We start from the raw sequence: 12,573 nt of genomic DNA on the forward strand, positions 1-12,573 counted from the left end.
CTGTTACTTGTTACCTGTTACCTTTCTGAAGTATCCGCATTCGCGAATAACATCCTTATAATATTGGGTATGAGGATATTTGCGGAGTTCTTTAAAGCCTTGCCAATCCTTAAAAGCAATTTCGTTCTCCCAAGGACTTACACCGTATATTTTACCTTCGGAATAGTACTGTTTGTTGTAAAACTCATTGCGTTCTACTTTGGCAAGCATATAGGCTATTTTAGCGCGTTGTTCATCGGTAGAAGCGTGTTGCTGAGCGATTTGGTAGTATTTTTTGGCGTGGGTCATATTGAGTAGCATATTCATATTCTGAGCATTTACAAAAAAGCCTCCTGCTTCCCCTAAAATATCGTTGTAGTAGAACGCGCGGCTGTTGCCAAAATAGGAAGCGCTGTAGAACGCATTGCCCAATAGGAGTGCGTTGTTGTACATATCTTCACCTTTTGCAAGTTTTTCCTCCATTTCTTTCACTTTTTGCAAGAAAGAGATTTTGGTGTAAGGGGTGCGCTTTTTGGCGTGTTCACAATCGTGACAGTCTTGGATATAACCGTTAAACGGATTAGCAGGCAGTGAGCTTTCACTCAGTTTTAGCTGTTTGGACACCATTTTTTCAGCTTGTTCATCATATACTTGTTGGCTTTCAAGAGGTATTTTTTTCATTTCGGCGATTGCCTTATCAAGGTCATCTTTATAGAAAGCATAGATAGCGCGACTTTCGTAGATTTCCCCTAAAGTAAATGCGTATTCTTTTGCCCAAAAGGCTTCCCAAGGGGTTTTGTTTGTTTTTAACAAGAATTTTTCAATAGCTGCTGAATGGTTGTTGTTTTCATAAAAACCATCTTTTGGACAAGTGATTTCACTCATTACCAAGTTCTTTTGCACATTGTAAAGCGCTGAAAGGTAGTTGCGTACCAAATCAAAAGCATAGCGAGAGCGCAAAGCCGATTTGTATTCACTTTCTTTAAGGAGCGCAGATTGCCACATCCATTCTACTTTTTTAGTGAGGCGTTCTTCGTCGGCAGCAGTGATTTGTTGTAGCGCAGTAACATCATTCATCACATCGATGATGCGCACTTGTACTTTTTGTTTTTCGTTTTTGGCAACGGCATCAGCTTTTTTGAGAAACTCTTTGGCAGTGGTAGCCTCATTGCGGAACATCGAAACATAGCCTGCTGCTACATTCCACAAATAAGGATTTCCCACTTTTCCTTCACGAGCGGTTTGCAGTAGCCAATCAGTTTTGAAATCTTGGGTTGCCACCTTGTGAGTGTATTGGTGATAAGCATTAGTGTTTGTAAGAGGCTGGTTTTGATAGAGATCACCAAACTTATTTACCACACCCTCTATGCGGTTGATATAGCGGGTGAGGAGAAAATCGATGTGGGGTGATTTAGGGTCGATGTGCAGTATTTTCTGGATAGCTACTTCTTCCTTGCTGTAATAGCCTTGCATTGCCCAGAGAGCACATTGTTCGGCTTTAGAAAGGGGAGCGGCTATTTTTTCGGTCTCACTATCGGTGAGGGCGCGGTACTCAAAAGTAACAGTTTTTCGCAATTTAGGCACTTCGTTGAAGAGTGTTGCCAAGAGCGCATTAGCTTTGGCGTAGTTTTTCTGTGATTTGTAAGCCCCTGCTACATAGTGCAACGCGCGGTAATAGACACTGTTTTTCGGCTGGGCAGCTTTGGTTTGCTCAAAATAAGCAATTACAGTACTGCGGTTAGTGGAGTAGAATTTGAGGCGCATCACCTGTAGCCACATACGGTTGGCGAAGAAAGTATCTTTATTAGCAACTGCTTTTTGATATAGTTTTTCAGCTTTTTCTATTTGGCTGTTTTGGGTATATTGTACGTTGCGTTTTTCGTAATCCCAAGCGTTTTCGGTGTTGTTAGTGATAGATTCGTTGTTACGAGCGATATTTAAAAGAGCAAAGAAGTTGGTAAGGCGTGCGCTTTGGGTTTTAGGAGTGTGCTGAGAAAGTCGCACACTACTTTTGTCGGGTGCATCGTTGTACTTGCGAATATCGGCAAGGGCATTGTTGTTGTACATAAAATATTGAATACCTTCTGCCCAAAAATCTTTGCCGAGGTATTGCTTCCAATTATCGAGGTCGGACGAAGATAAATTTCCTTGGGAATCAGTGTCGTAATCGCCGTAGAAAAGATTTTCTTCTTCTAAGTAGAGAGGGGTATAAGAAGTTTTATTTACAGTAACTTCGGGGGAGAATACTGAGTTGTAGAGGTAGTACCAACCTCCATCGGCACAAGCGTAGAGGTAAGTGCCAATGCCTACTATTGTAGCGGTACTAAGGCTAATGATGAGTTTTAGGTGTTTTTTCATTCGATTCTTAACTGATTCCATTTTTTTTTTTTTTTCTGTAAGCTTCCATTCGTTTAAACACAACGTCAATAGGTTCAGCTGGCGATGGGTCAGCTTTAGCTTCACGTACGGAACGTATGTCTTCTAATTCTTCATACATTTCGACTAAAGCTAATAATTCGCGATATTCGTCAGCAGGGATTAGAGCTAAAGAATTTCCATTAGAATCGGTTAAAAACTGTGGGGTTTGTAAATTTATGGTATACATATTTTAACGATTTAATAATTGATATTTTTTAATAAACGTGTTTAAACTTTTTTGAGGAATTTGCAGATAAACCCTAATAGGAGCATTCCAATCCAAGTTATATCAAGATACTCATATCTCATTATCAAACCTTTATATCCATCAATCCAACTATTTGCTTGTTTAATCTTAAAGCTATTTTTGTACAACACTTCATCAAAATAAACATCTGATTGCGCTTGATTATTGAAGCTAATTCCTCTTTTCTACAATAATCCAATTATTTATTGTATCTTTGCCTAAAGTTCCTGAATTTTGGTGTTTTCTTTCTCAAACACAAAATTACTAATTTTCGGGAACTTTTACTTTATTATAGGAAAAGTTTAAACAGCTTCAATATTAAACGCTTACTATATTTATTTTACTCTTTCGTAATGGTACATAAGTTTATCCATTTTTGGGTCATAAAAATCTTTTATGTTTTCTGAAACAGGCATATAGAATTCAAAAACATTTTCATTTATAGAAGCTATTTCAAGACCTCCAATGCCATTGAACTTTAGATAGTTTTCTCCTCCATCTAAATTGAAGAGTATGAGAGTGTTGTTCTCTACTTTCCACTCTATAGTTCTCTTTGTCCAATTGTTGCCATCTTGGCAAATAGCATCTTCATCAAGTAACCAGTTTCCTTTGCCATCGGCAAAAAACTCAAATGAGTAACATTTTTTTACCTCAGAAGTGATTTCTTTGCCTTGTGCGTCCAATTGAATTATCTTAGCTTCTTTCCATTTGCCTACTAATTTTTGTTCAGTAGCATTGAGTTGTCGCACGCTATTAGAATCGTCTTTCTTTCCGCAAGCATTGTTCGTTAAAGTAGCTACTGCTACTATTAGTAAAATAAATATTCTTTTCATTTGTTGAGTTTTTTTATTGTTATATATTGTGAATTTTTCTTTTTATCATATTGATTAACAGTTGATAATTGCTGATTAATATCGCAAAAGTAATACTTTTTCTTCATACAGCCAAATACGGCTTACAAGCATAGTGCTTATTTCTAATCATTTAATCATTATACAAGTATACAACATCTGCAAACCAACCGCATTCCTTAATGGCTTCTTTATAATACTGAGTGTTAGGGTATTTGGCGAGTATGTGGAAACCTTCCCATTGATCTACCCATTTTCGTTTTTTCTCAGGGATGTCGTAATGATTCAACTGAGCGAAGTACTCGTTGCGTTCGGCTTTTCCAAGCAAGAAGGCAGCTTCAGCGCGCTGTTCATCAGTGCTTGCCATTGTAAGAGCAATCCGAAAATACTTTTTAGCAGCGGTCATATCCAAAAGAGGGGCGTAGTTCTCTTTGTTTTCAAGTCCTAAAGCACTCCATTCGCCTATGATTTCGTTGTGGTAAAACTGACGAGAAACGCCGTAAAACGAGGTGTTACAAAAAGCGTTACCTAATTGTATGGCGCTGTGATATACATCTTTACCTTGCGCTATACGGTCTTTTAGTTGCTTGGCTTTGCGCAAGAAGGAAATCTTAGTGTATTCCACACGAGGAGGGGTGATATAATCGTAGTAATACATATCATACACTCCTCCTTTAAACGGACTGACGGCTAAGGTTTGCTCACTCAAGCAGCGCTTTTTATTCACTAATATGTCTTTTCCCCAATCATATTCTGCACCGCGAGTTTCCCAAGGTATTTTCTCAAACAATGCCAGCGCCTCGTCTATGCGGTCTTGGCGGAATAGATAAATTCCACGACACTCGTATATATCGCCTTTGGTATAAGGGTAATAGTTGAGCCAAAGTGCCTGCCAGTCGGTTTTGTGAGGGTCGTGAGTTAGCTCGTCAAAAGCCTTATAGTTAGCTTCACTGATGAAAAAACCGCGTTTGGGGTGAGTGAGTTCAGCCATTAGGGCATTGCCTTGTGCCTGATAGAGCACTCGGAGGTATTTACGCATAAAGGTAAAGGCATAATCATAGCGCAAATCGTTAGTAAATTTGCGGTAATTGAGGTATTCGGCTTTGTACTTGTCATACACTAAAGAACCATCGTAACAAAAATCGTCGTCGCGGTAGAAATAGAGGTTGTTCCACACGCGCTGCATAGGTAGAGTCAGCTGTTTTTCGGTAGCAGCATCAATGTGTTGCAAACTCGATACTTCGTTCATCGCTTGTAAGAGGTACAACTGACTTTTTTGCTCGTTACCCTCAACGTATTTTTCGGCTTCTTGCAAAAGCTGACGTGCCAAAGAAAATTCACCTCTAAACATTGCTACATATCCCCCTGCTACTTTCCATAAAAAGGGATTGGAAAGTCGGTCGCCTTCACGGGCTAAGAGCAATAGCCAGTCGGTAGGGAAAACTTGGGTGCTCACTTTGCGAGCGTGCTGATGATAGGCTTTGATAGATTTTAAATCATCGCCATATCGGTCGAATATATTGAGTTTGTACTCCATTTTGTTTATAAAGCGGGTGAGCAAGAACTCAACGTGAGGTGATTGGCGGTCGATAGTGAGGATTTTTAGCAAACAATTAGCCTCGTTGTTCGTGTAGAAACCTTGCATTGCCCATAAGGCACATTGTACACCAGGAGAGAGTTTTTGGGCGATTTGTGCAATTTCTCTATCGGGTAACGGACGATAATCATACCCTACTGTCGTTCTTAATTCGGGAGTGGTATCAAATATTTCGGCTAAGAGTACATTAGCCTGAGGGTAGTGTTTTTCGGCTATATAAGCTCCTGCTACATAGTGCATAGCGCGGTAGTAGAGCGAGTTTTTAGGTTGGGAAGCTGCTGTTTCTTCAAAGAAAGGAATTACGGAACTTCTGTTTTCTGAATAGAATTTCAAACGCACGGCTTGAAACCATATACGATTAGCAAAAAAAGCATCAGAGGTTAGGCTGCGGTAGAGTGCTTCTACACGCTGAGGTTCAGTATTTTGCAATCGTTGGTAGTTTCTGTTCTCGTAATCCCAAGGGTCGTAATAGCTACTGCCTGTAATCACCTCATTGCCACGAGTAATTTCTAAAAAAGTAAGGAAGTTCTGCACCCGTTTATCGGTGATTTTTTTAGAATGTTTTAGTTGTAAAACTTCGTCAATCACTTCTTTGTCATACATCAAATGGCGAATTTGCTCACGAGGCATCGCCTTGCCTACATAAGCACACCAGTCGGCTAAATCATCTTCAGTATAACGGTCGGAATCAAATCCTACATAGCCGTTGAAACTGTGTTCTACGCTGTAAAACAGACTGTTGTATACTCCCTTAGGTACAGTAACCTCAGGTGAGAATGCCGAGTTAGTGACATACCAATCAGGCGGAAACCATCCGCAAGCGTACAAATACACTCCTATTCCTGCTATCGAAGTAAGGAGGCAAAAAGCTAATTTGATAATTCGTTTTTGTGTCATTTTTGTAGGTTGTTTTTTACCTAAACCAAATCAGTTCTTTGGGTGTTGTTTTCATATTTTTTAGCAAATCGTCCTGCATTTCTTGGCGCTCAGCATCGGTTACTTCCTCTATTTTGATGCGGTCGCCAGCTTGCCAAAGGCGTCCCTTGTAGTAGGTTTGTGTTTTTACTTCATAAACGTTAGGAATATCGGTAGCGACTACGTCTTTAAGAGTTTTGATTTCAGCAGAAGTAAGTCCGCTAACCAAATTCACCACCTCACCGCGTACTGAATGTACCCCCCAAGAGAACATTGGTAGGGCGATATTCAGCTGTAAAGGGTAACTTTTTAGTGAACCGATATAGCGTTTGGCAGTTGCGCGATTGTAGATAGAGTTAGCTCCCGTGGCGGTGATTTTATCCATATTGTAGTACATCAGCACCCCGTAATCTACGGGGGGTACGCCCGTGTCATCTTTGTATTTTACTTGATGCAAGCGTATGGTTGCTGAGAGTTGTAAATCAGGATTTTTTTCTTTGAAATGCTTGAGAAAGTTGAAGTAATACTCCTTAGTGTTGAGCGTCCAATCGCAATCAAACTGCACCTCATTTACAGTGAGATGATAATAGTTGTTGATTTGCTCAATATACTTAGTCACATTTTCGCTGAGCGTTTCTGTTCCCCAAAAACGTTGCGGAGCATATTGTGCTGTTGCTATATCATCAAACACCTCATTTTTGATGTAGATTACAGGTACAATTGCCAATCCGCGCGTGCTAAGGGTATCGATTTCTATGGGGGCGATGGGCACGGCTTGTTCATCTCTAAGCCCTACGTCACAATAGCGCACATAGATTTTTTTTATAGCGTGTTCTTTTAAGAACGCTTTATCGCTTTCGGTAAACGAAAGGTTCGTTTTCCAAAAGTACATAGCCTCAGGAATTGCTTGCTTTTTGTTGCAAGCTATAAGGCAGAGAACGAATGCAAATAGAAATATTTTTTTCATCAGGGCACAAAGGTAGTAAAATAATTGATGTTTAGCGATAAGTGATTGATATTTTTTTCTTTCTCTCTAATGATAAAAATTTGGTAATTGATAAAATATTCTTACTTTTGTCGCTGTTTTTGTAAATAACAGAAAATATGAAGTTTGAAACTAAAGCGATTCACGGAGTGAGAACCCCTGAAAAAGGCATTGAAAACTGGGGAAGTACCCTAAATATGGCGACTACTTTTCCCATTAAAACCTATAGCGAGTGGCAAGAATTTGAGTACTCTCGCGTGTCTAACCCCACCCGCAAAGATTTCGAAACGATGATTGCTCTTTTAGAAAATGGCAAACACGGATTTGGATTTTCTTCAGGGATGGCAGCGACTTCTTCGGTGTTTACAATGTTTGAGGCAGGTGATCACTTTGTGCTTAGTTTAGATATTTACGGAGGTACTTACCGCATTATCAACGATATATTTCGCAAGTTTGGCTTCGAGGCAACCTTTGTAGATACTACCGATTTACAACAGATAGAAGCCGCTGTGCGTCCTAATACCAAAGCTATTTTTATAGAAACTCCTTCCAATCCCCTTTTAGAAGTTACCGATATACGCGGCGTGGTAGCTATCGCTAAACGCCACAACCTGCTTTCAATGGTTGATAATACTTTTATGTCGCCCGTATTACAACGCCCTTTAGAGTTAGGGGTAGATGTCGTTCTACACAGTGCAACCAAGTTTCTCGGGGGGCACAACGATATTATCGCAGGGGCTGTGGTGGTGAATCGCGATGATCTTGCCGAGAAAATAAGTTTTGCCCAAGTAGCTATAGGGGCAATTCTCTCACCTTTCGATAGTTGGTTGCTACTTCGCAGTATGAAAACCCTCAAACTAAGAGTTGAAAAAGCCCAAGCAAATACCCTTAAACTTCTTGATTTCTTGCGCTCTCACCCCGAAGTAGAGAAAGTGTATTACCCTACTGAGGCGCATAACAAAGGCAAAGCTGTGCACGAAAGTCAGGCTTCGGGAGGTGGGTCGGTATTTTCGTTCACTGTAAAGAGTGAAGCTAAAGCCAAAGCTTTTTTCGAGAGTTTGAAAGTAGCTCTTTTTGCAGTGAGTTTAGGCGGTGTAGAAACCTTAGTAACTCACCCCAGTACCCTCACTCACACTGAATTTCCAGAAGAAGAAAAAGTGGCACGTGGTGTTACGCGCACCCTTATCCGCGTAGCTGTGGGGATTGAAGATGCCGAGGATTTGATTCAAGATTTCAAACAAGCATTGGAGAAATAGGGATTGGCAATAGCAATGCAGATAAGTTTTGATTTAGACGGGACACTTATTCCTTACAATAATGAATTTCCTACTGAAAAAAGATCGTGGTGGGCGAAGTTATTGGGAATAGAGCTTATCCGCAAAGGGACGAAAACTCTTATCAAAACACTGCAATCTCAAGGTAATGAGGTGCATATCTACACTACTTCGCTGAGAAGTAAATCCTATATAAGACGAATGTTTCGATATTATGGCATCAAAATAGGGAAAATAATCACCCAAAAAGAAAATGAGCACACTTTACAGTCTTTGAAAATTAGCGCTTCCAAATATCCTAAAGCTTTTGGTTTCGACCTTCATATAGATGATGCTCAAGGTGTGCAAAGTGAAGCAGAACAATATGGTTTTAAAGTGATTATTATTTCTCCTAATGATAACTTTTGGATAGAAAGAATATTGAAATTACTTTGATTATCAAAGCAATCTTTATACATTGCTTTTCTGTGAAAAACACAAAATTCGTAGAATACTAAAAAAAACTAAATACTAAAATATATGAGAGTAGCTGTAGTAGGCGTTACCGGAATGGTAGGTAATGTAATGTTAGAAGTACTTGCAGAACACAATTTTCCTGTAACCGAATTAATTCCTGTAGCCTCAGAAAAATCAGTAGGCAAAAAAATCGTCTTTAAAGGCACTGAATATACTGTGATTGGCTTGCAACAAGCCGTGTCACTCAAACCCGATGTAGCCCTCTTTTCAGCAGGTGCTTCTGTTTCTAAAGAATGGGCGCCTAAGTTTGCTCAAGTAGGTACTACTGTGGTAGATAACTCTTCGGCTTGGCGTATGGATCCTACCAAAAAATTGGTAATCCCCGAAATCAACGCCGATGTCCTTACCAAAGACGACAAAATTATCGCTAACCCCAATTGTTCTACTATCCAAATGCTCGTTGCTTTAGCTCCTTTGCAACGCAAATACGGCATCAAGCGCGTGGTAGTCTCTACTTACCAGTCGATTACGGGTACAGGGGTGAAAGCGGTACGTCAGTTAGAGAACGAGTACAAAGGCGAAAAAGGTGAAATGGCTTATCACTACCAAATTCACCGCAATGCTATTCCGCACTGCGATGTGTTTGAGGAGAATGGCTATACTAAAGAAGAAATGAAACTCGTGCGTGAAACCAAAAAAATATTGCGCGACGATAGTATTGCCGTTACAGCCACAGCCGTACGTATACCGGTAGTAGGTGGTCACAGCGAAGCAGTGAATGTAGAACTCAAAACCGATTTTGATATAAATGAAGTACGCACTCTCTTAGCGCAATCAGCAGGTATCAAAGTGCAAGATAATACCGAAACCAATACTTACCCTATGCCTTTGTACGCTCACGGCAAAGACGATGTGTTTGTAGGGCGTATCCGTCGCGATGAGTCACAACCTAATACACTCAATCTTTGGGTCGTTGCCGATAACCTCCGCAAAGGTGCTGCCACAAATACTATACAAATCGCCGAATATTTGATTAAAAATAAATTGTTATAGTATCCTAATAACTATCAATAAATTAGCCAATGAATCAATACCATTATTGACTCATTGGCTATTTTTATAAAAGAATGAAACATCTCAAACTCTTATCTCTTATCTCTTACCTCTTACTTTTTACCCTTACTTCCTGCGGTATTTTCTACAAGAAAATCACACCGCCTGAGGTAGCCTATCCGTACCAGAAACCTCAAATTACCGCAATAAATGACTCGCTGCGGTATTTTGGTGATAACTATATTGCTAAAAACCAACAAGGTTTGTGGGAACTCTACCTTTCGGGAAATCCCTATCAATTAGGACTCAATTCAGGGGCTCTTACGCTACCTCTGTACCACCGTCAAGACAGTTTGCTCTTCACCAAGCTGAACCACTTTGTACCTTCTGAACGCAAACAGCGTTTTTTGCGCAAGTTCATCAAATGGTTCAACCGTGATATCAATAATTGTATAATTCCGTCTTTTAAGCAGGAATTATGGGGGCAAGCCCAATACTCCGATACGATTTTCAACTACTTAGCCCCTGCTTATCAGCGTACGCTCTACTTGCATTCAGCCCACGATTTGGGGCACGCTTTGCAAGATTTGATGCTTGTAGGTTGTTCATCATTAGCAGTTTGGGGTGATAAAACTGAAGACGGTCAGCTGCTCATTGGTCGCAATTTCGATTTTTACCTCTCCGATGATTTTGCTACCGAAAAGATTGTCCGCTTTGTGCGTCCTGAGGAAGGTATTCCCTTTATGAGTTACGCTTGGGGCGGAATGATAGGCGTGCTTTCGGGTATGAATCTCAAAGGACTTACAGTTACTATCAATGCTGGGAAATCGTCTATTCCTCTTAAAGCTCGTACCCCCATTTCACTCCTCTGTCGTGAGATTTTGCAATATGCTAAAAATATAGACGAGGCGATTGCTATTGCCAAAAAGCGCAAAGTCTTTGTGTCCGAGGCTATAATGGTAGGTAGTGCCGCCGATGGCAAAGCGGTGATTATTGAAGTCTCTCCCAAAAAGTTTGGAGTATACGAAGCTCCTAATGCTGTGGTCTGTGCCAACCATTTCCAAAGTGAACCTTATAAAACCGACAAAAAGAATCTCAAACAAATAAATACCTCACACTCAGCCTATCGCTATGCCAAAATGCAGGAGTTTCTAACACAAGAACCTAAACTAACTCCTTCAAAAATGGCTGCTCTTTTGCGTAGTACTGAAGGGCTACACGGCGATTCTATAGGTTATGGCAATGAAAAAGCTCTCAACCAACTCTTAGCACATCACGCGGTTATTTTCAAACCACAAGAGCGCTTGGTATGGGTATCGACAGCCCCTTATCAGTTAGGTACTTTTGTAGCCTACGATTTGAAACAGATATTCTCTGGTAGCAGCTACTCCTCTCACACGCCCTACCCTCAAAACTCCTCTTTAAACATTCCTGCCGACCCCTTTCTCTATAGCCAAGCCTTCAAAGATTACGAAGCCTACCGAGGGTTAGAACAACAAATAGAAAACCATTTGCGCGAGCATACCCCTATAGTCATAGACAAAGTAAAACACATCACTGCTCTTAATCCTCATTATTGGAAAGCCTATTACCTCTTAGGAAAAGTCTACCAAGCTCAAGGTGACACCTTCACAGCTCACCAACTCTTTCAAAAAGCCCTACAATGCGAAATTCCTTATAGCGAAGAACGAGAGAAAATAGAGAAATTAGCAAATTGAGAAGTTTGGAAATTAGCAAATTATGTGTAATTTTGCACCGATAATTTATATTATTTAATCAAATCAATAAATCTTATTTTTCGGTTGCTTTTACCTGTGTCAGGGTCTTTGCTACCCCAATCTTTTATAAGGCAGTAAATACCATTGTGTTCTTTGAATATTTCTTTTTGACAACCATTACAAGTAATTCTTCTTTTTTCTTGTTGTCCATATATATCAAATCCTATTTCTGTAATGTTATGCTTACAGCTACAAGGTATAACTCCTTTAAGTCCATCCATTTGCCATAAATTCCAAGAAATAATGTAAGCAATGTATTTAATAGATTTTTCTAAAGGGCGCTTACCAAACTTAGCTTCGTAATACTCTATGAATGAAACTAATAATGCTTCCCGAGCTAATAGTAAGTTATCACCTTGCCATTCAAATCCGTAAATATTTTTATAAGCCTCTTGTGCCATTTCAAGCCATTCGCCTGAAGAGGTTGTATTTTCTGAAATTATCCTGAGTTTGCGATCGAGCATTCCTATACGTTGTTCAAGAGGAACATATACACCTGTAGTCGTGTCATAACGGCTTACCAAGTAGGGGGCTTCTCCACAACTTAACTCTATTCGGGTAGCACGTACATAATCCTTCCACGTTTTTCCTTCAGGGAAAGTGATAGGAGCTTTTACTGCTTTCCAAGTGTGTTTTTCAGTATTTTCAATATTAAAAACCTCTTTACGACCAAACCACACTTCATCTACTAAATTATTTTGAGCGTTGCACACCCACGATGGGGTAAATACTTCTGCCATTCCTTTAGTGCGTTCAGTTTGTTCTTCTTTTGATTTGATAGCTCTGGGGCGTATCACATTGCCATTTTCACCCGTAATATGTTCTGTAGTAATGGTATCAAAATAGGTGTACCCTTCTCCTTTAGCGGCATAACTATCTGTAGCCCAAAAGATATTCTTTTGGGTAGTGTGATCTTTTAGTAAAAGCGTAAAAACATCTTCAGATTGTTTAAAGAGTTCGTTTTCACTTATATCAATTTCGTTTGCCATTAGTAGTTCCTATAATATAAATTATACCTAA

The 12,573-nt window shown here is 39.9% G+C and carries 10 protein-coding genes; 4 read left to right on the forward strand and 6 right to left on the reverse strand.

Features of this window, described 5'->3' with window-relative positions; genetic code table 11:
- Nucleotides 1-3 precede the first annotated feature (3 nt).
- The 5 genes from JMN12_RS12020 to JMN12_RS12040 form a co-directional block, all read right to left on the reverse strand.
- A complete protein-coding gene (locus tag JMN12_RS12020) occupies nt 4-2,358 on the reverse strand; it encodes a hypothetical protein (RefSeq protein WP_238423906.1) in 2,355 nt (784 codons plus the stop codon).
- Nucleotides 2,345-2,584, reverse strand: a complete 240-nt coding sequence (locus JMN12_RS12025) for an XRE family transcriptional regulator (protein WP_203139485.1) — start codon at nt 2,582-2,584, stop codon at nt 2,345-2,347. The genes JMN12_RS12020 and JMN12_RS12025 overlap by 14 nt, the downstream gene beginning before the upstream one ends.
- Nucleotides 2,585-2,979: 395 nt before the next feature.
- A complete protein-coding gene (locus tag JMN12_RS12030; protein ID WP_203139486.1) occupies nt 2,980-3,477 on the reverse strand; it encodes a hypothetical protein in 498 nt (165 codons plus the stop codon).
- A 151-nt stretch (nt 3,478-3,628) separates the two neighbouring features.
- Nucleotides 3,629-5,989: a hypothetical protein gene (locus JMN12_RS12035; RefSeq protein ID WP_203139488.1), complete on the reverse strand. Its 2,361-nt coding sequence runs from the start codon at nt 5,987-5,989 to the stop codon at nt 3,629-3,631.
- Between the two features lie 16 nt (nt 5,990-6,005).
- Nucleotides 6,006-6,974 carry a hypothetical protein gene (locus tag JMN12_RS12040; protein ID WP_203139490.1) on the reverse strand — a complete coding sequence of 323 codons (969 nt, stop codon included), beginning with the start codon at nt 6,972-6,974 and terminating at the stop codon, nt 6,006-6,008.
- A gap of 137 nt (nt 6,975-7,111) precedes the next feature.
- On the opposite strand from JMN12_RS12040, the gene JMN12_RS12045 reads away from it, so the two are divergent.
- From JMN12_RS12045 to JMN12_RS12060, 4 genes are all read left to right on the forward strand, one after another.
- A complete protein-coding gene (locus tag JMN12_RS12045; RefSeq protein WP_009414415.1) occupies nt 7,112-8,248 on the forward strand; it encodes a trans-sulfuration enzyme family protein in 1,137 nt (378 codons plus the stop codon).
- Nucleotides 8,249-8,263: 15 nt separating this feature from the next.
- On the forward strand, nt 8,264-8,701 hold the full coding sequence (locus JMN12_RS12050) for an HAD family hydrolase (protein WP_203139492.1): 438 nt from the start codon (nt 8,264-8,266) through the stop codon (nt 8,699-8,701).
- 84 nt (nt 8,702-8,785) lie between these two features.
- The gene (locus JMN12_RS12055; RefSeq protein ID WP_009414413.1) at nt 8,786-9,775 is read left to right on the forward strand and encodes an aspartate-semialdehyde dehydrogenase; all 990 of its coding nucleotides are present in this window, start codon (nt 8,786-8,788) and stop codon (nt 9,773-9,775) included.
- A gap of 74 nt (nt 9,776-9,849) precedes the next feature.
- Nucleotides 9,850-11,493 (forward strand): C45 family peptidase, encoded by a 1,644-nt coding sequence (locus JMN12_RS12060; protein ID WP_203139493.1) that lies wholly within the window; start codon nt 9,850-9,852, stop codon nt 11,491-11,493.
- Between the two features lie 50 nt (nt 11,494-11,543).
- Here the strand turns inward: JMN12_RS12060 and JMN12_RS12065 are convergent, their stop codons facing one another.
- Entirely contained in the window at nt 11,544-12,542 is a 999-nt protein-coding gene (locus tag JMN12_RS12065; protein ID WP_198465572.1) for a restriction endonuclease subunit M, read from the reverse strand.
- Nucleotides 12,543-12,573: the final 31 nt, after the last annotated feature.

The sequence above is a fragment of the Capnocytophaga genosp. AHN8471 genome (genome assembly GCF_016806945.1).
GTDB lineage: Bacteria > Bacteroidota > Bacteroidia > Flavobacteriales > Flavobacteriaceae > Capnocytophaga > Capnocytophaga periodontitidis.

Bases quoted from the DNA above. Each gene is read 5' to 3' on its own strand.
- JMN12_RS12060 (WP_203139493.1), top strand. From the start codon at position 9,850: ATGAAACATCTCAAACTCTTATCTCTTATCTCTTACCTCTTACTTTTT.
- JMN12_RS12050 (WP_203139492.1), top strand. From the start codon at position 8,264: ATGCAGATAAGTTTTGATTTAGACGGGACACTTATTCCTTACAATAAT.
- JMN12_RS12055 (WP_009414413.1), top strand. From the start codon at position 8,786: ATGAGAGTAGCTGTAGTAGGCGTTACCGGAATGGTAGGTAATGTAATG.
- JMN12_RS12020 (WP_238423906.1), bottom strand. From the start codon at position 2,358: ATGGAATCAGTTAAGAATCGAATGAAAAAACACCTAAAACTCATCATT.
- JMN12_RS12035 (WP_203139488.1), bottom strand. From the start codon at position 5,989: ATGACACAAAAACGAATTATCAAATTAGCTTTTTGCCTCCTTACTTCG.
- JMN12_RS12025 (WP_203139485.1), bottom strand. From the start codon at position 2,584: ATGTATACCATAAATTTACAAACCCCACAGTTTTTAACCGATTCTAAT.
- JMN12_RS12030 (WP_203139486.1), bottom strand. From the start codon at position 3,477: ATGAAAAGAATATTTATTTTACTAATAGTAGCAGTAGCTACTTTAACG.
- JMN12_RS12045 (WP_009414415.1), top strand. From the start codon at position 7,112: ATGAAGTTTGAAACTAAAGCGATTCACGGAGTGAGAACCCCTGAAAAA.
- JMN12_RS12065 (WP_198465572.1), bottom strand. From the start codon at position 12,542: ATGGCAAACGAAATTGATATAAGTGAAAACGAACTCTTTAAACAATCT.
- JMN12_RS12040 (WP_203139490.1), bottom strand. From the start codon at position 6,974: ATGAAAAAAATATTTCTATTTGCATTCGTTCTCTGCCTTATAGCTTGC.